The following is an 18,767-nucleotide window of genomic DNA, read 5'->3' on the forward strand; positions in this document are numbered from 1 at the left end:
CAATCCTGCACTTTCCATAAAAATGTTGAAATAAGCTAAAATTTATTAATGAAAATTCCTCCCCTTATGAAAAGCATCTTTTGGTGATGTTTCGGGTGGGATTTGCCGGGCATCATAGGGGAATGGCGCTGTAACCTCATCACCGCGCGATGGTATAAAGGGGAAATCATCATCGGTAACTGCTGTTAAGTTATTCAGCATTTTATTCAGGTTAAAGCAGCGTGCGGCTACCACATGTATCACATCGCCTTCTATCTGTAATTTGCCCTCTACCATAAATAATTTAGCCTGGAGTATTTCTTTGCGGTATTTTTCAAAGATCTTTTCCCAAACTACCAGGTTAGAAAAGCCGGTCTCATCTTTTATGGTGATGAATACAATGCCCTTTGCCGTACCGGGGCGTTGGCGTATGGTGATAAGTCCCGCTACTTTTACACGGTCGCCGTCCTTCATTTCTTTAAGCTTGCCGGTAGGGGTTATATTCAACATGTCCAGTTCGCGGCGGATAAAGCTAACAGGGTGAGCTTTAAGGGATAATCCCGTAAAGGCAAAATCATGCACCACGTGTTCGGATGCTTTCATAGTGGGCAGTTCCATTTGCAATTGTTGGGTATTATTATCTTTTTTACCTGCAAAAAGGCCTACAGGTTTGGTGTTAATGGCAGGTACTTCCCACAACGCCTGCCGCCTGTCTAAGCCTATGGAGCGGAAGGCATCAGCATCCGTTAACCGTTCAATAGCGGCTTTTGGTACCCCCGCATCGCTTATTTGTATCAGATCGGTATAGCCTGTGCCGCGCTTATCCACCAGCACTTGCATATCTGCTTGCTTCAGGCCTTTTACCTGACGAAATCCGAGGCGAACAGCACAATATTGGCCATCTTTTTCCTCCATAATATTATCCCAATACGAGTAATTAATATCAACAGGACGTACTACTACGCCATGCTGCCGGGCATCATCAACAATCTCGGCAGGCTGGTAAAAACCCATAGGCTGACTGTTCAGTAAAGCCGTACAAAAAACGTCAGGATAATGATACTTTAACCAGCAGGATATATAAACCAAATGTGCAAAAGCAGCTGCATGGCTCTCGGGAAAGCCATAGCTACCAAAGCCTTCCAGTTGCTTAAAAATGCGTTCAGAAAATTCTTTCTCATATCCCTTTTTAACCATTCCGGCTACCAGCTTATCTCTAAAAGCACTTACTTGTCCCTTGGCTTTAAAAGTAGCCATGCTGCGGCGCAACTGGTCGGCCTCGGCATGGGTAAAATCAGCTGCTACAATGGCAATTTCCATGGCTTGTTCCTGAAAAAGAGGAACACCCTTTGTGCGTCCCAATACGTCTTCTAGTTCTTTAGATGGAAAAACTATTGGATCAATTCCGTCTCTCCGCCGTAAATAAGGGTGCACCATATCGCCCTGTATAGGTCCGGGGCGAACGATGGCTACCTCAATTACCAGATCATAAAAAACGCGTGGTTTCAATCTCGGAAGCATTGACATTTGCGCGCGACTTTCTATCTGGAAAACGCCCAAAGTATCTGCCTTGCAGATCATATCGTAAACATTATCATCCTCCTGCGGTACATTTTCCAGCGTAAGTGGCCGGTTGTAGTGTAGTTTGGTCAGATCAAACGCCTTACGGATGCAGGTAAGCATACCCAAAGCCAGTACATCCACCTTTAATATTCCTAAGTCTTCCAGATCATCCTTGTTCCACTCCAGTTGGGTGCGGTTTTCCATTCGGGCGTTCATTACCGGGCACAGGTCTGATAGCTTACAGCGCATAATTACAAAACCGCCGGTGTGCTGCCCCAGTTGCCGCGGGAAACCACGCATTTGCATGGTAAGATTAAGCGTTTTTTTCAGCAGCGGATCGTCGGGGTTCAATCCCTGGCTAATAATACGATCGCGATCAAAAGCTTCTTCCGAAAAATCCCATATGGCCCCGCCCAAACGTTTAATGGTATCTTCAGACAGCCCCATGGCTTTTCCTACATCTCTTAGCGCACCTTTATGCCTTTGTTGGGTTACGGTAGCTACAATACCGGCGTATTCGCGCCCGTAAGTTTCATAGATCCATTGAATGATCTCTTCGCGGCGCTCGTGCTCAAAATCGCAATCCACATCGGGCCATTCCTCGCGCGAGTCGGACATGAAACGCGAAAACAGCATTCGTTGCTTAAGCGGATTTACAGGCGTTATCCCCAAACAAAAACAAACCGTACAGTTAGCTGCCGAGCCACGGCCCTGGTGCAAAATACCCAGTTCCTCGGCTTTTTGGGTGTACTCATATATCCTTAAAAAGTAAGGAGCTAATGCTCTTTTTTTAAAAAAGGCCAGCTCAAAATTGATCTGATCAATAATCTCAGTCGTGATCTCGCTGCCAAACATTTTTTTAGCGCCTGCCCAGGTATGCTGGGCCAAATGCTCATCAGCCGTACGTCCATCCGGACTAATCCATTCTGGTTCCAGATATTTGAGTTTATCTAAAGAGAACTTGCAGGCATTGGCAATTTCCATTGTGCGATCCAAAGCTTCGGGATATTCGCGAAAGAGACGGTCTATTTCTTTTAGCGATTTTAAATAACGTTCGGCATTGGCATGCAGTTTATAACCGGCGTTGTAAATGGTGCATTTCTCACGCACGCAGGTTTCAATGTCCTGTAACTCACGTCTCGCATAAGTATGGTAATACACGTTCCCTGTGGCTACCATAGGTATGCCGGTTTGCTTTAAACGGTAAAAGCGTTTGGCATCTTCGCCATTGTATAAGCAGCTTGCTGCTATATACAGTTGATTGCCAAAGGCTTTTTTATATGCTGAAAGATGGTTTTTAAAATCGTCATCAAAATCAAACAAACTGTTAAGTTGGTCTGGAGGGACAACAATAAATAGTATGTCTTGCGCATTATCAAAAATATCTTGCTTGTACAACTCGCATTTGCCTTTTTCGGTACGCAGGTTGCCACGTGTTAATATGCCGCATAATCGGCTCCATGCTTTAATATTGGTAGGGTAGGCCAGCAGGCTGGGGCCATCCAATAAGTCTAAACGGCAGGCAGGGATAAATTTCAGTTGAATTTGTTTATTAAGCACTTTAGCCTTTTTTAAAGCCATATGGGCGCGTACAATCCCTGCCATGGTGTTCCTGTCGGTTACAGCAAGGTGACTATAGCCTAACTCAATGGCACGCTCAACCAGTTCATCAGGATGCGAGCCGCCCCGTAGAAAGGAAAAATTGCTGGTTATTTGAAGTTCTGCGTAATTTATCATGACCTTAAATGATTGCCCCGGAGGGGCTACCTGTTTGTAGAATATAAATTGAATGGAAAACTGCACCAGAGGTGCAACCCACCAGCATTGTATTCCCTTTGCGTAATAAGGGTTGCTCCTCCGGAGCAATATATTTGATTGATTTTTGCTACAAACAGGTAGCCCCTCCGGGGCATGATATGCATATAACTAAGTACATTTTGTTTGTTTTTCATTTTCTAAGCAAAAAAACCATGTATAAACCACTTTTTATTCCCGCTATCATAATGCCCCGATCTGAATACCCAATAACGCCTGCCTTCGGTATCTTCTAAAGCATAATAATCGCGATGTTCTCCTTGTTCCAGCCACCATTCGCGTTCTATGCGTTCGGGGCCATCCGCTTTAGCAATGTTGTGATGTTTGCCTTTGTATTTAAAGTATTTAGGGGGATAATCAGGAAGTAACGACATTACTTCATTAATCTGTTCCGGCTCACTCAACAAACGCAACGGCCTGGGCCTGTCGGTTCGCCAGTAAGTTGAGGGGACATCCTGCAAAGTTTGCGCTTCTTTAACCGACCGCTCAGGCCAGTAATGCTCGGCAGGCAGGTATCGGTGAATTCGATGTGCCCCCAGTTTTCCGCCTATTTTATCCAGCAGTTCAGCAAGGGCGTTATCTTTCAGATCGGGTTGGCTTATCCAAACGTTTTCCTGTTTTACAGCCATATCCTCTACTCTTGATACCTCCATTATAAACAACTCAATACCTAGGGCAGGCTCAATTTTATCAATTTGTAAACCAAACAACTTTTGTAGGTGCGACACGCTGTGCGAACCCCGTGTGGTGCTGATGGCTACCTGTACCTGTTTGCCATCTATACGGTAACACTTTAACATGGCTTTGCGCAAGCCTTTACCCTCGGATAAGAGCCGTGCACAAATTTGTTCTAACAATTGTTTTATAGCTATTTCTATCCCTGTAACTGTTTTAATAGGTTCAAGGGAAGGAAGTCGTTCCACATAAGGTACTGGTGGAATAACAGGTGTAAAAAACTCAGGCTTAAGCCCTAATGCCTGTGTAAGGCGTGTTAGCAATTCATCGCCAAAGCGTTTGCGTAATTCGCGGCCCGGCAGGTTCATAAAACTACCTATGTTTCGGAAGCCCAGTTTTTGTAACTGCTCTAAAACCGTCTCCTCCAATCGCAGCGCGGCAGGGGGAAGTTTTGCAATAGCCGCCGTCTGTGTTTGCGGGGCAATAATGGGTGTAACCCTGCCGAACCGTGCTACCGCCCACGCAGCTGCCATAGTATCTGCTATGGCGGCACGGGTATCATAACCGTTGCCGCGCAGCTTTAAAACAATCTCTTTTAAATAACCTCGCTCGTCATCCCAAAGGTGGGTGCAGCCTGTAATATCCAGTAGTAAACCATCGGGTGCATCAATAGCTACCAGCGGAGTATAGCGGATGCACCACAGGGCCAGCTTGCGTAAAAGTTTTTCCTGTTTTCCTGTCAGATGATCTAAAACCTGTAAGCAGGGGGCAATAGCTTTTGCATCGGCAGCGGCCATGCCTGCGTAAACGCCTTCATTCTCTGCCGCTTTATTGGCAGCGGTTACAATAATACGGTTGCGTATTGGCGCTGCAAAAACAAAGGGCGTATCTTTCATTTCAGGCTGGCGGAGCGATTGCCAGTCAGTTAATAAATGCCTGAACCATATAGACATATAACGTTTTTGCATCACTCATTTACCCCGCCATTAGCTGTTGATATTCAACACTTGCTTGTTGAGCAACCAATTGTTCAATCACTTTAAATTCGCCATTTGCCCATTCCATTTCCCAGCAGCCGGGTTGCCCGTTGCGCACCTTTAACAACTCAACCCGCCAGCGCGGAAAACCCAAGCCCGGCATTCCATCTGTCGGCGTGCTGGGTAGCGACGAGATCTGCCAGCGGGCGGCGCAAGCAGTAGGCGTTAATTTTTGTGTTTGATTACGAAGAATAAAACCCGTTACCCGGCTTTGCTCAACCGCCAGTTGTAAACGGCGTGATTGTTTAAAATTAAGATCGCGCACTTCGGCAATGGTCATCACCAGGCCGGGACACTTTAGGGCTTCTTCGGTAGCCCAAAGTACATCATGGTCATTAAGTACATTGATGAAGATCACCCTGTCGGCATCCACTCCAAAATTTTTAAGTGCCGATGGATAGATATTGGCTGATAGGCCTATCCACAAGCAAACACCGCCCTGCTGCATTAGCTTAGCCATTACACCGCTTATAAAAGCGCTGGCTGCGGTAGCCTGCTCTGTATTGGCGCAAAGCACCTCGTGCACGGTGCCTGTCGGGAGCACCCCGTTAGGAAAAGCCTGCTCAATTGCCCCAAGCCCCATAGCAGCATGTTTACCTGCCTCGGGCGGCCTGTAGCCTTCCCACTGCAAAATATCTTTTTGCAGCCTGCTGATGATGGCATTTTTGAGCAAGGGCATAAACACTAATAGTTTTAACGATGTAAAATTGCTAAAAATATTAGTATTTTAACAAAAGAAAATATAAAAGTTATATTTGGTTCAGACCATATTAGTTATGCGGCGATTTAGATCCCTTATCATAAGTACAATACTTTTATTCCTAATAGTAAATACCCAATACTATTGGGATGTGTTAATATCTGATGTTGATTGGTTGTTAAAGTTTTTATGCTTAATAGCTTTTTCTGTACTTGTAATATGCTTACTGTATCAACTTTTTTTAATGTTAAAAGAACGGTTTGAAAACAGGCCAAGAGTATATACAGTATTAATAATAGGAGTGTTATTAGGTCTAATAATTGCAAAACCATCGGGAATAATTGACTTTGCAAAATTTGAAGGAAAAGAAATATTTACAGCATGGCAAGAGGGTGTTGATGGTTGTGGTATTGGTCTTATTTTAAAGGAGAATAAAGATTTTTATTTAAAAAGCATTTGTTTTGGTGTTGAGGATAAAATGCGAGGAGTATATGTTATCAAAAATGATACTATAAAATTAAAATTTTCGACTTTAATAGGTTTTACCAAAAAATACGAATATGGAGTTTATAAATCAAAAGGTAGTAAAAAAACAGAAGGGGAAGTCTTACTTTTTACTTCAAAAAAAGACAAAATCCCTTACGTGTTAAATGTCTTTAAAAATGAGTTGATAAAGTAATATTACCTATGCCGTATCAAAGCTTTCTTCAAAATAGCATTCCTACGTAGCATGTCGGTAAACAGCCTGAATTTCTCCATATCAGGACGATATACATCTCTTTTTAACCGCTCAATCTCGGCCTCTGTCATTGCAGGTTCAATATGTTCTTTATCCTGTTTTTGCATGGTAAGCTAATATACAAACAAATTACATTAAAATTTGTGGCAGCAATGGCATAATACCCGTAATTTTATCCTATTAAAAAGGCAACTACCATGAAACTAAAAATAGCGCTTACACTTTTATTAACCGCTGGCTTGTTAACAGCCAACGCACAACGCCCCGCTGCCGACAAAGAAAAGGTTAAAGGCGGCGAATTAACCATCCAGCCCATAACACACGCTACAATGGTGCTTAGCTACCAGGGTAAAAATATTTATGTGGACCCAACCGGTGGTGCAGATGCCTTTAAAGGACTCGGCACAGCAGATCTAATACTGCTTACTGATATCCACGGCGACCATTTTGATACTAAAACCATTGAGGCTATTAATACTGCTAAAACCACACTGGTAGTGCCGCAAGCCGTAGCAGAAAAATTACCCGCCACTATTGAAAAAGCTAAGGTGGTGATATTGAATAACGACCAGAAAACAACGCAGGGCGATATTGTTATTACTGCAGTGCCTATGTATAACCTGCCGGGTGCAAGCAATGCTAACAATCACACCAAAGGCCGAGGTAACGGTTATATTTTAACTATAGGCGGTAAAAACGTGTATATATCTGGCGATACAGCGGGTACCCCCGAAATGAAAGCGCTGAAAAATATAGACATCGCTTTTGTTTGCATGAATCTGCCTTATACCATGGATGTTAACGAAGCTGCACAAGCGGTACTGGCTTTTAAACCAAAAGTGGTTTATCCTTACCATTACCGCGGACAGGATGTTAATACTTTTAAAAGCCTGGTTAATACCGGCGATAAAAATATTGATGTGAGATTGCGCGACTGGTATCCGGCAGCTAAATAATCATAACACAAGCGGGGTGGCTCACGGGGCTCACGGGGCTCACGGTGGCTCACCCGGCTCTGAGCCACCCCTTCTCCAAAAATAAGTTTCTGTTTTTCTATGCGCATAACTATTATAGGCTCGGGCAATGTTGCTACCCACATGGCTGCCGCGTTAAAAAACGCCGGCCACAATATTGTGCAGGTATACAGCCGCGATATGCAGAACGCCGCCTTGCTGGCCTATCACGTAAAAGCCGAGCCTGTTGACGATCTGCAGCATATTACCCCCGATACAGACCTTTTTATTATTGCTGTTAAGGATGATGCGATAGGTATTATTGCTGAACAGCTGGCAAAGCATGATAAACTGATAGTACACACATCAGGCGCTACTGATCTGTACGTTTTATTGGCTTTTACCGATAAGGCAGGGGTGTTATACCCGCTGCAAACCTTTAGTAAGGTTAAGGAAGTAAACTTCAGGCAGGTGCCTTTATGTATTGAAGGTGCTGATGCCGCTATCACAAAACAAATTGAAGAACTGGCGCAGAGCATCAGCAACAACGTTTACAGGGTTGACAGTGCTCAACGTAAAATTTTGCATCTGGCAGCCGTGTTCGCCTGCAATTTCCCTAATTATTTGTACGAAGTAGCAAGACAGCTGCTTGATGCAAAAGGACTGGATTTTGAATTATTGCGCCCATTGATACTGGAAACTGCTCAAAAAGTACTGGAGCGGCTTCCGGCTCAGGTACAAACCGGTCCGGCGGTGCGGAATGATACAGGTACGATGAATGACCACTTAAAATTGTTGGCAGAAACACCTCATTTACAGGATATATATACAATGTTAAGTCAGGGTATTATCAAAATGGATTTTACACCGCACGGCGATAAGTAATTTTGTTACTTTTGCCCAAATGAATATTTTTAAAATAAAGATAAACTTTGAGGAGGCTGATCACCAATCGGTAGAACTGCCTATAGCCGAAGGTGAGTCTGTACTTGATGTTTGCCTGGATAACGGTATTGAATTACAGCATAATTGCGGCGGCGTATGTGGCTGCAGCACCTGCCATGTTTATATAAATAAAGGAATGGACAACATCCAGGAGATATCTGATAAGGAAGAGGATTTTATTGACAGGGCCGTTAACCCACGCATCAACTCGCGTTTAGGCTGCCAGAGTGTGGTTATTGATGGCGATATTGAAGTTACGCTGCCTGATCAATCACAGTTTTTAGGGCATTAGTATTTATGCGTGTAACGTTTTACGTTGTACGTGCCTTGCGAATATATTTACATAATTAACCACGTAATACGCACCACGTAAAACGTACAACACAAATGAAAGACGATAAATTTTCTTTACCTATTCACTGGAACGATCACGAAGATATCGCCATGAGCCTTTACGAAAAGTTTGGTGATGATTTTAACGAATCAAAAATATACCGCATAAGGTTTACCGACCTGTTAGAATGGGTGCTTTCGCTGCCTAATTTTGCCGGTACCCGCGAAGAATCAAGCGAGGGCCACCTGGAGCAGATCCAGTCTGCCTGGGTGTATGAGTGGCGCGATAACCAGTAATTCAGTTGGCAGTTAGCACTTTAGCCTAGTTTAAAACTGCCCACTGCAAACTCAAAACTGCAAACTGACAAAAATGGAATCATTTCTATCCAAACTTAAAGATATTACCACATTTGTATTTGATGTGGACGGCGTATTAACTGATGGTTCTGTATTAATAACAGACACCGGCGAGCAGGCCCGCGCCTTTAATATTAAGGATGGATATGCCTTGCAACTGGCCGTTAAATGCGGTTATAATGTTTGCGCCATATCTGGCAGCAGGTCTAAAATAGCTATTATCCGTTTAAATAGCCTGGGGATTAAGGATGTATATGTAGGGGCCAACAGAAAAGTGGATAAGATGAAAGTGTACATGGAGGAAAAGCATGTTATTGGCTCCAATGTGCTTTACATGGGCGATGATATTCCTGATCTGGGTGCCATGAAACTAGTAGGTTTACCGGTTTGCCCCGCTGATGCCGCGGAAGAGATAAAAGAAGCCAGTTTATATGTATCGCCACTTACCGGCGGCAGGGGTTGTGTGCGCGATGTGATTGAGAAAGTGCTTAAAGTACAAGGTAAGTGGATGACCGAAGAATCATATAGCTGGTGATCTTTAGTCCATGGTCCATAGATGATGGTCCATGGTTTTGTATAATTTTGCTATGGACTATGGTCCATGTACCATCGACAAACAAATGAAATCTATTCCTCATATCATCCTCGCATCTAAATCTCCCCGCAGGCAGGAGTTGCTAAAGTTAATGGACCTTGATTTCCGTATTGTGCTAATGGAGGTGGATGAGTCATACCCTGATGGCCTTTCGCCCGAAGAGATCGCTGTTTATATCGCCAAAAAGAAAGCTGAGGCCTTTAATGAACTGGTAACGGATGAAGTAGTGCTTACCGCCGATACAATTGTAAGCATAGGCGATAGAATATTAGGCAAGCCCGATAATGAAGAGCACGCGGTTGAAATGCTTAACCTGCTTTCGGGTAGTACGCACCAGGTGATTACCGGTGTATGTTTGTTCTATAAACAAGAGTACCACAGCTTTTTTGATGTATCCGACGTTACCTTCCGCCACATGGGCGATGAGGAAATACGCCATTACGTTAGCAAATACAAGCCTTTTGATAAAGCCGGCTCATACGGTATACAGGAATGGGTAGGGGTTACGGGTATCGTTAAAATCAACGGATCATACACCAATGTGGTAGGGCTGCCTACCGAGAAGCTTTACCAGGCGCTGGTAAAGTTGTAGTTGTTTGTCCCACATGGATGTGAGACAACATGGGACAAGTTGGGACAATATTTTCAGTAAATATTTGAACTTTAGCGTTTTAAGGTTTTGGCCTGGGACAAAGTGAGACAACTTTTAAGTCAGGAGATTTAGCTGTAAAATTTGGTTAATTTATTGATAATCAGATGTGATGCGAAAAGGTGATTTTTTGTCCCATAAATTTTGAAGGAAGCAACTCGTCTAACACTAAGCTTCCTTTCCTTTTGCCATTTAAGCGGACTTGATAATGCCAATAATAACTATACTTTTAGTAGTAGTATTTATCCAATTACCTGAGCTGTTAAATGAAAAGAGTGGCTTTTAATTTATGCGTCCTCGCTTAATTTAATCGTTTCTGTAAGTAATCGGAGTAGTTAAGCGGAATTGGTTCAATCTGTTTTTAAACTCTTTATAGGATTTACAATCGCGGCCTTTACAGACTCATACCCAATAGTAAGCCAGGCAATAAATAACGCTGCTATTGAGGAAATAACAAATATTGGCCAACTAACCTGTATGTGATAGGCAAAACCTGACAACCACCTGTTAGCCGCGTACCATGAAAATGGTATAGCTATAGCGATAGCGATGAGGATTAGCCGGGTGATTCCCGTAGATAATAAATAAACCAGGCCCGGTACCGATGCGCCTAATACTTTACGAATACCAATTTCTTTCGTCCTTTGCTCAGCCATAAATGCCGATAGACCATATAAGCCCAGGCTTGATATAAAAATTCCTAATAGGGCAAACAGGTTAAAAATATTACCCATTTGCTGTTCTCCTTTGTATAAGTTATTCAAACTCTTGTCAACAAAATCAAATGTAAATGGGTAAGCCGGATTCAGTTTCTGGCATATTTGCCCCAAATCTTTTATGGTCGCCTCCAAATGGCCAGGTTTGGTTCTTACAACCATATAACCGCCGTTTCTGTTAAACTTTAACACCAATGGCTGTATAGACTGCTGAACGGGTTTAAAATTAAAATCCTTTAAAACACCTACAATTGTACCTGTGTTATTGTTAAGTGTCAGCTTTTTCCCTATTGCAGAGTCGGCTGTCAGGCCCATGGTAGCAACCATTTTTTCGTTAACCATGTAATTATCTGAGTCTGTTGTGAATGACCTGGAAAAGCTTCTGCCGGCTTTCATCTTCATCTTAAAAACATCCACAAAATCTTCATCAACAGCTATTTTTGGCATAAATATTTGTGCCTTCGGATCTTTGCCCTTCCAGTCTATATCAAGTGTCCAGTCTCCCAAGTCGGTTGGTATTTCAGATACAACTGTAAAATCGCTGGTCAGCGGATTTTGTGCCAGTTCATTTTTTAGCGCTTGCCGTTTGTCTGATGAAAAACCTTTTGTTGGCACGTATAAAAGATTAGCTTTTTCAAACCCGGGATTTCTGTCCCTTATAAATTTAAGCTGGTTGTAAATTACCACAGTACCCACCAGCAATATAATAGAGATCATAAATTGGGTTACAACCAAAGTGTTGCGGAACAGCAAATTGCCGCCCATTGATTTTACATTACTCTTGAGCACTTTAACCGGGTTAAAGCCCGAAAGGAACAGCGCCGGATAACTGCCGGCGATAAGCCCGGTTAACAACGCTATACCGAACATGCTTAACCAAAGATTGGCATCCGCTACGTTTATGATTAGTTTTTTGCCGGCCAGGTCATTAAACGCCGGCAGGGCGATACTAACTATTATCAGCGCTAATAATAATGAAAGGAATGCGATGAGTACAGATTCGGTTAAAAACTGAATGATCAACTGGCTGCGTACAGCACCCGCAACTTTACGTAGCCCGATCTCTTTAGCCCTGCGGGCCGAACGCGCGGTAGCAAGATTCATAAAATTGATACAGGCAACAACCAGGATCAAAATGGCAACAATAAAGAAGATTTTTACATACAACGCGTTACCGTGCCCCGGCAGGTCGTACTTTATTTCGGGAGCCAGATGGATGCTGGCTAAAGGCTGTAATTGATAAGTGACTTTTACGTCGCCAACCCGTTTGTGATAAATTTTGTCTATCTGCTTTTCAAGCTGGTTTAAATTTGCAGTTGCAGGGTCAAAGTTTTTATCTATTTGAATATAAGTATGAAAGTTAAAATTGCCCCATGTATCTTCTTTCAAATCACTGATGTAAGGGGTAATAGCGGCCATTGGTACCACAAAATCAAATTGCATGTGCGAGTTATCAGCCACATCCGCTAAAACTCCGGTTACTGTCAAGTTTATACCCTCGTATAATATTATAACCTTACCTATGGGGTTTTCATTCCCAAAGTATTTTTTTGCGGATGATTGCGTTAATAAAATCCCGTCTGCATGTTTTAAAGCGGAGTCCCTGTTTCCCTTAACCAGGGAAAAGGAGAAAACATCTAAAAGGCTTGAATCTGCAAATGCCACATTCTTTTCGTCGAATTTCTTATTCTTAAACGTTACCAGTGTTGAAGAAGGGAAGGCTAAACGAACGGTTTTTTTGATAACCGGCATTTGCGCTTTCAGCCCGGCGGGCAAACCCGCAGGAGTAGTTGCAGCTTTTGAATCGCCAAAATCGCAGGTTAGCTTATAAATTTGATCAGCATTGGTATGAAATGTGTCGTACGATAACTCATTCTTTACCCAAAGCAGGATAAGGATACTTGATGCCAAACCTATGGCTAATCCGGTTATGTTAATAACGGAATTGGCTTTATTTTTTATTATATTTCTATAAGCAAGTTTAAAGTAAGTTTTTAACACCGTTATGATCTTTTAAGTATTGACAATTAGTTGGTTGAAATCTATGCCAGTATTTAAATATTTAATAATGAGGTATTTGTGAAAATTTATTTATAAACGTAGTACGGAAACGTTACAACGGGTGTACGGTTTTATAATATGCTGAATGTAAAAAAATAAATGCCCTCATCATGCCGGATTTATTTCGGCACCCCATTGGACAAGAACGCGTGCTGAGCATGTGGGATGCTGAAACAAGTTCAGCATGACCAAAAAATAACTCCCGGTCATGCCGAACTTGTTTCGGCATCCCACAGACAGGTAACGAACTTTGCGCATCGACACTTCGGTTACTTAACGTGTGGGCTACTTAGCGTGTGAGTTGCTGAAACAAGTTCAGCATGACGATTGGGGAGAATATAAGTGGAGTCACCCTCACTTCAAAACATCCAACACCTTAAACATTTTCGTCCGTATCCCACTGGTGCTACCGTTATAATTATTCACCATAATAGAAAAACACAACTCGCGACCTTGGTGGGTGACAAAACCTGTATAAGCCAGCACGTGGTAAATGCTGCCGCTTTTCATGTGCATATCGTTATAAATAGGCAGGCTATCGTAAAACCCATTATACCACGGCTCCTTGCGCGTGCTTTGCATAATGGTGGCAATGGTAAGCGACGTAATACGATTAGCAGGTGAGAGGCCGCTGCCATCTGCAACATCCATGCTGTGTGGGTCAATGCCACGCCCTTTCCAGTAGTTTTGTAAAACTTCAACAGCATTATTTGTTGTTACGGTTTTTCCGTCTTTTAGAGCTATCGTTTTTAACAATTCCTCGGCATATAAATTAACGCTTTTGCGGTTGGTCCAGTAAACAATTTGCCCTAATGTTGGCGATGTAATATTTAAAAGGTTGTTAGCAATAACGGGTGTGGGCTTGTTCTTAGCCGCCAAAGTTAAGCTTGATTCGGGCGAGACATTAACCGCCATTCCAAGGCGTTTTAAAGTATCCAGCAGGCGATAGGCTATATCAAAAGCTGGATCAGGGATGGCTGTTGCCACAGACTTCTCAGCTTTATCAGTTGCATACGTGCCGCGCAGGTACATTAAATTGGTAGTTCCCGTTGGCAAATAAGGATAGGCCTGGTCACCGCTTCCCGCTGCTCCGGTGGTCAATTCGCTTTTAAATGTAAGGTAAGGCATGGCGGGGGTAGAGCCTGTTATGCTTACAGCTGAGCCAACGGTGCCGGTGTGCAGGTTAATATCAAACTGATTCTCATGCCAGCAAAGGGCATTAACACCTGCGCCATAATAGGTGCCCATATCCTGCCAGATCCAGCCATCAGGTATGGCTTGTGTGCCGTACAAGCTATCATCGCCAATAATTCTTCCGTTTAGTTTGGTAATCCCCGCTTTTTTTAGGGCCGATACCAGTTGGTTTAGTATGTTAGAGCGATTGGTGGTTGTCCATCGCCAGCTGCCCAGGGTAGGGTCGCCGCTGCCTTTAATAATAATATCGCCGTTTAGCGTTCCGTTGGTAATGCTGCCTGTATAGCCAAATGGGGTTTGGTAAGTAAAACCACTGCCCAACAGGTTGTACGCCGTAATGGTGGTAACGGTTTTCATGGTTGAGCCGGGCGCCATACCAACGTTAGGGTTGCCGGCAAATACTTGTTCGCCGGTTTTGGCATCCAGTACGGTTAATGATACCGTGCCGTATTTGCACTGCTCGTCGCTTTGCAGTCGACTAAATGCGGCCGAGATCTGCTGTTGCAGGGACGTTTGCGCAAAAGCAGTAGCCGCGGTTAATAAAAATAAACTAAGTAGTGCTAACCTCTTCTTCTCCATTATTAAAGTAACGGTTGGCCACAAAGTATATTGGGATACCGATTAAAACTATTATTAATCCGCCCCATGCATATTGCGGCTTATATAATAACAACAACACGCAGAAAGCTAAACCTAATATAATATACAATGCGGGTAACAGCGGGTAACCAAAAGCTTTATAAGGTCGTTCAGCATTGGGCTGTTTGGCGCGCAGTATAAATATCCCTATTATGGTAAGCATATAGAAGATAACCGCTACCAGGGATATCATATCCAGCAGGTCGCCATATTTACCGCTCAGGCAAAGTATGCAGGCTATAAGGCACTGTACCCACAAACCAAAGCTGGGTACAGCAAACTCATTTAAGGTGCCGGTGCGTTTAAAAAATAAACCGTCCTTTGCCATAGTGTAATACACCCGCGCGCCCGACATGATCAACCCGTTATTACAGCCAAATGTTGATATCATTATCATTACGGCGATTATCCGCGTGCCTATATTGCCAAATATTACCTGCGATGCTGCAACGGCTACTCTTGATTTTTCAGCGTTTACTATATCAAGCAATGGCAATACACCTGTATAAACCAGGTTAATACTTACATAAATTATGGTAACTATCAAGGTGCCAAAAAATAAACTCAGCCCAACATTGCGCTGGGGGTTGCGCATTTCGCCCGCAATAAAGGTTACGTTATTCCAGGCGTCGCTACTAAATATAGAACCTACCATCGCGGCCGCAATAGCACCTAAAGCAATTGCCGTAGTATACGGAGTTATGCTTCCGTCTTTATTTAATTGATGAATATCCCACGCATTCGTCCAATTGGCTGTCCAAATGTCCGGTTTAAGCATAATAAAGCCAAAAATTATCAACCCAAATAAACTGGCTAATTTGGTAACTGTAAATGTGTTTTGTATAAGTTTCCCACTTTTTACGCCACGCGTATTAATGTAGGTAAGGAATATTATAAGTAATATGGATACACATTGCGCCGAACTAATGGTAAAATGCCATGACCCAATCATGGTATCGATAACCTTATGGTCCTCACTTACATAAGGCACCAATGCAGTTGGCACAACATACGCGGCAAACTTGGAAAAAGCAACACCAACCGCGGCAATAGTGCCTGTTTGTATCACTGCGAATAAGCTCCATCCATATAAAAAGGCTACAAACTTATTGTAGGCCTCTTTTAAATAAACGTACTGACCGCCCGCTTTAGGATACATAGCACTCAATTCGCCATAGCTAACTGCGGCAGTTAATGTCATAAAACCGGTTATGAGCCAAACCGCGATAAGCCAACCTGCAGAGCCCACATAGCTTGTAATATCAGCAGCTACTATAAATATCCCTGAGCCGATCATGGAGCCGGCAACCAGCATAGTGCCGTCAAGTAAGCCAAGCGAGTGTTTTAGTTTAGGTTGGTCAGTTGTTTTGCCCATAGAGTTTTAGAGGTTTAAGCTTCTAAGCTATCAAAAAACTTTATAATTGACATAGTATTGTAAAGAAATTAATTTTATCTATTTTGCACCCCCAATTATAAACGCTTATATTACTAGAAGATTAAATAAAACGAAAACTGATTAATTTATATGGATTTTTTAAACTCTTACTTAATTTATTTAATTCCCGCATTTGGTTTAGTGGGAATTTTATTCATGGCCATTAAATCTGCCTGGGTAACCAAACAGGATGCCGGAAGCGGAGAAATGGCCGAACTATCAGGTTACATTGCCGATGGTGCAATGGCATTTTTAAAAGCGGAATGGAAAATACTTGGGTATTTTGTATTTATAGCCGCTATTTTATTGGGATGGAGCGGCACAACGGTGGCTAACTCAAGCCCTGTTATTGCTATTTCGTTTGTAATAGGTGCATTCCTTTCTGCCTTTGCAGGATACCTTGGGATGCGTATTGCTACTAAATCAAACGTGCGTACAACGCAGGCTGCCAAAACAAGTTTGGCACAGGCACTTAAGGTTTCGTTTACAGGTGGTACTGTAATGGGTTTAGGTGTTGCCGGTTTAGCTATCATTGGCCTGGGTTCGTTATTTATATTGTTTTATACCATGTATGTTAAAAACGTTGGCGGCGACGTTAACGGCGAAGCAATGGCTAAGGCCCTTGATGTACTGGCAGGTTTCTCATTAGGTGCCGAGTCAATAGCACTGTTTGCACGTGTAGGCGGTGGTATTTACACCAAAGCTGCCGACGTAGGTGCCGACCTTGTAGGTAAAGTTGAAGCGGGCATCCCTGAGGATGACGTGCGTAACCCTGCAACCATTGCCGATAACGTTGGTGATAACGTGGGAGACGTAGCAGGTATGGGTGCCGATTTATTCGGATCATACGTAGCAACCATGCTGGCCACAATGGTATTAGGTCGCGAGATCGTATCGCATGATAACATGGGCGGAATTGCGCCGATATTATTACCAATGGTTATAGCCGGTTTAGGTTTGATATTCTCTATAGTTGGCGCTGCTTTCGTTCGTATTAAAAGCGAAACCGACAGCGTACAAAACGCATTGAACATGGGCAACTGGGCATCAATAGTTTTAACTGCTGTTGCTACTTACTTTGTAGTGCAATGGATGTTGCCTAACGATGCGATGCATTTAACACGCGATTTGGATGCAAGCGGTAATATAAAAGCGGGTGCATTGGTTTTTACCAAAAATGGTGTATTCAGCGCTATAGTAGTTGGTTTAGTGGTGGGTACGTTAATGTCTATCATAACCGAATATTATACCGCAATGGGTAAGCGCCCGGTTTTAAGCATTATTAAGCAATCATCAACAGGCCATGCAACCAACATTATTGGTGGTTTGGCTATCGGTATGGAATCAACTGTTCTTCCGATTATAGTTTTGGCAGCAGGTATATTTGGCTCTTACCATTTTGCAGGTTTATACGGCGTAGCTATAGCAGCAGCCGGTATGATGGCTACAACGGCTATGCAGTTGGCTATTGATGCTTTTGGCCCTATTGCAGATAACGCCGGTGGTATTGCCGAAATGAGCCAATTACCTCCCGAAGTTCGTCACCGTACAGATAACCTTGATGCTGTTGGTAACACTACTGCCGCTACAGGTAAAGGTTTCGCTATAGCGTCTGCTGCATTAACGTCATTGGCGCTGTTTGCTGCCTTTGTTGGTGTTGCAGGCATTGAGCATATAGACATTTATAAAGCAGATGTTTTGGCCGGACTATTTGTAGGTGGTATGATCCCTTTCATCTTCTCTGCACTTTGTATCTCGGCTGTTGGTCGTGCTGCAATGGCGATGGTGGAAGAAGTTCGCCGCCAGTTCCGCGAGATACCGGGCATTATGGAGTACAAAGCTAAGCCTGAGTACGAGAAATGTGTTGCTATTTCTACACAAGCTTCTATCCGCGAGATGGTTGCTCCGGGCTTGATAGCGCTTATTACCCCAATTATTATTGGTTTCGCTTTTGGTCCGGAAGTATTGGGTGGTTTATTGGCAGGTGTAACGGTATCGGGTGTGTTAATGGGTATCTTCCAAAGCAATGCCGGTGGTGCATGGGATAACGCAAAAAAATCATTCGAAAAAGGTGTTGAAATAAACGGTGAAATGCATTATAAAAAATCAGAGCCGCACAAAGCATCAGTAACAGGTGATACCGTAGGTGATCCGTTTAAAGATACTTCAGGTCCGTCAATGAATATTTTGATCAAATTAATGTCAATCGTATCGCTAGTTATCGCACCGCATTTAAACTCCGGCAAAGCTGCTGAAGTGAGTGTGAAGCATCAGCTGAATAAACAACCTGTGGTAACCACCATCCACGTTGTTAAAACAGATAAAAAGATCTGATTATCAGATTTAAATAAACAAAAAGGGGAAGCTATAAGCTTCCCCTTT

15 protein-coding genes are annotated in these 18,767 nt (G+C 43.1%); 8 read left to right on the forward strand and 7 right to left on the reverse strand.

Features of this window, described 5'->3' with window-relative positions; translation table 11 throughout:
- Positions 1–45: 45 nt before the first annotated feature.
- The 3 genes from ACFQZS_RS01790 to ACFQZS_RS01800 form a co-directional block, all read right to left on the reverse strand.
- On the reverse strand, positions 46–3,279 hold the full coding sequence (locus ACFQZS_RS01790; RefSeq protein ID WP_377096733.1) for an error-prone DNA polymerase: 3,234 nt from the start codon (positions 3,277–3,279) through the stop codon (positions 46–48).
- A gap of 218 nt (positions 3,280–3,497) precedes the next feature.
- Entirely contained in the window at positions 3,498–5,000 is a 1,503-nt protein-coding gene (locus tag ACFQZS_RS01795; RefSeq protein WP_377096734.1) for a Y-family DNA polymerase, read from the reverse strand.
- Positions 5,001–5,007: 7 nt separating this feature from the next.
- A complete protein-coding gene (locus ACFQZS_RS01800) occupies positions 5,008–5,748 on the reverse strand; it encodes an ImuA family protein (protein WP_377096736.1) in 741 nt (246 codons plus the stop codon).
- Positions 5,749–6,013: 265 nt separating this feature from the next.
- Between ACFQZS_RS01800 and ACFQZS_RS01805 the strand changes: the two genes are divergently transcribed.
- Positions 6,014–6,448, forward strand: a complete 435-nt coding sequence (locus ACFQZS_RS01805; protein ID WP_377096738.1) for a hypothetical protein — start codon at positions 6,014–6,016, stop codon at positions 6,446–6,448.
- 2 nt (positions 6,449–6,450) lie between these two features.
- Here the strand turns inward: ACFQZS_RS01805 and ACFQZS_RS01810 are convergent, their stop codons facing one another.
- Entirely contained in the window at positions 6,451–6,615 is a 165-nt protein-coding gene (locus ACFQZS_RS01810; RefSeq protein WP_377096739.1) for a hypothetical protein, read from the reverse strand.
- Between the two features lie 90 nt (positions 6,616–6,705).
- Here ACFQZS_RS01810 and ACFQZS_RS01815 point away from each other — a divergent pair, with 90 nt between their 5' ends.
- The 6 genes from ACFQZS_RS01815 (at position 6,706) to ACFQZS_RS01840 (ending at position 10,283) form a co-directional block, all read left to right on the forward strand.
- Complete coding sequence (locus ACFQZS_RS01815; RefSeq protein WP_377096740.1) at positions 6,706–7,464, forward strand: MBL fold metallo-hydrolase; 759 nt, start codon at positions 6,706–6,708, stop codon at positions 7,462–7,464.
- A gap of 99 nt (positions 7,465–7,563) precedes the next feature.
- Positions 7,564–8,346, forward strand: coding sequence for a Rossmann-like and DUF2520 domain-containing protein (locus ACFQZS_RS01820; RefSeq protein WP_377096742.1), 783 nt, complete (start codon positions 7,564–7,566; stop codon positions 8,344–8,346).
- A 19-nt stretch (positions 8,347–8,365) separates the two neighbouring features.
- A complete protein-coding gene (locus ACFQZS_RS01825; protein WP_377096744.1) occupies positions 8,366–8,698 on the forward strand; it encodes a 2Fe-2S iron-sulfur cluster-binding protein in 333 nt (110 codons plus the stop codon).
- A gap of 95 nt (positions 8,699–8,793) precedes the next feature.
- On the forward strand, positions 8,794–9,036 hold the full coding sequence (gene iscX, locus ACFQZS_RS01830) for a Fe-S cluster assembly protein IscX (RefSeq protein WP_377096746.1): 243 nt from the start codon (positions 8,794–8,796) through the stop codon (positions 9,034–9,036).
- A gap of 73 nt (positions 9,037–9,109) precedes the next feature.
- Positions 9,110–9,631, forward strand: coding sequence for a KdsC family phosphatase (locus ACFQZS_RS01835; protein WP_377096747.1), 522 nt, complete (start codon positions 9,110–9,112; stop codon positions 9,629–9,631).
- An 85-nt stretch (positions 9,632–9,716) separates the two neighbouring features.
- On the forward strand, positions 9,717–10,283 hold the full coding sequence (locus tag ACFQZS_RS01840; protein ID WP_377096749.1) for a Maf family protein: 567 nt from the start codon (positions 9,717–9,719) through the stop codon (positions 10,281–10,283).
- Between the two features lie 407 nt (positions 10,284–10,690).
- Here ACFQZS_RS01840 and ACFQZS_RS01845 read toward each other — a convergent pair whose 3' ends face one another.
- The 3 genes from ACFQZS_RS01845 to ACFQZS_RS01855 all read right to left on the reverse strand — a co-directional run bounded on the left by ACFQZS_RS01845 (position 10,691) and on the right by ACFQZS_RS01855 (position 16,325).
- A complete protein-coding gene (locus ACFQZS_RS01845; protein ID WP_377096750.1) occupies positions 10,691–13,057 on the reverse strand; it encodes an ABC transporter permease in 2,367 nt (788 codons plus the stop codon).
- 414 nt (positions 13,058–13,471) lie between these two features.
- Entirely contained in the window at positions 13,472–14,890 is a 1,419-nt protein-coding gene (dacB, locus tag ACFQZS_RS01850) for a D-alanyl-D-alanine carboxypeptidase/D-alanyl-D-alanine endopeptidase (RefSeq protein ID WP_377096752.1), read from the reverse strand.
- Entirely contained in the window at positions 14,862–16,325 is a 1,464-nt protein-coding gene (locus tag ACFQZS_RS01855) for an APC family permease (RefSeq protein WP_377096754.1), read from the reverse strand. Before ACFQZS_RS01855 ends, dacB begins: the two co-directional genes overlap by 29 nt.
- Positions 16,326–16,475: 150 nt before the next feature.
- On the opposite strand from ACFQZS_RS01855, the gene ACFQZS_RS01860 reads away from it, so the two are divergent.
- Entirely contained in the window at positions 16,476–18,719 is a 2,244-nt protein-coding gene (locus ACFQZS_RS01860; protein WP_377096756.1) for a sodium-translocating pyrophosphatase, read from the forward strand.
- The last annotated feature ends 48 nt before the right edge of the window (positions 18,720–18,767 follow it).

Source organism: Mucilaginibacter calamicampi, assembly GCF_042676765.1.
Classification (GTDB): domain Bacteria; phylum Bacteroidota; class Bacteroidia; order Sphingobacteriales; family Sphingobacteriaceae; genus Mucilaginibacter; species Mucilaginibacter calamicampi.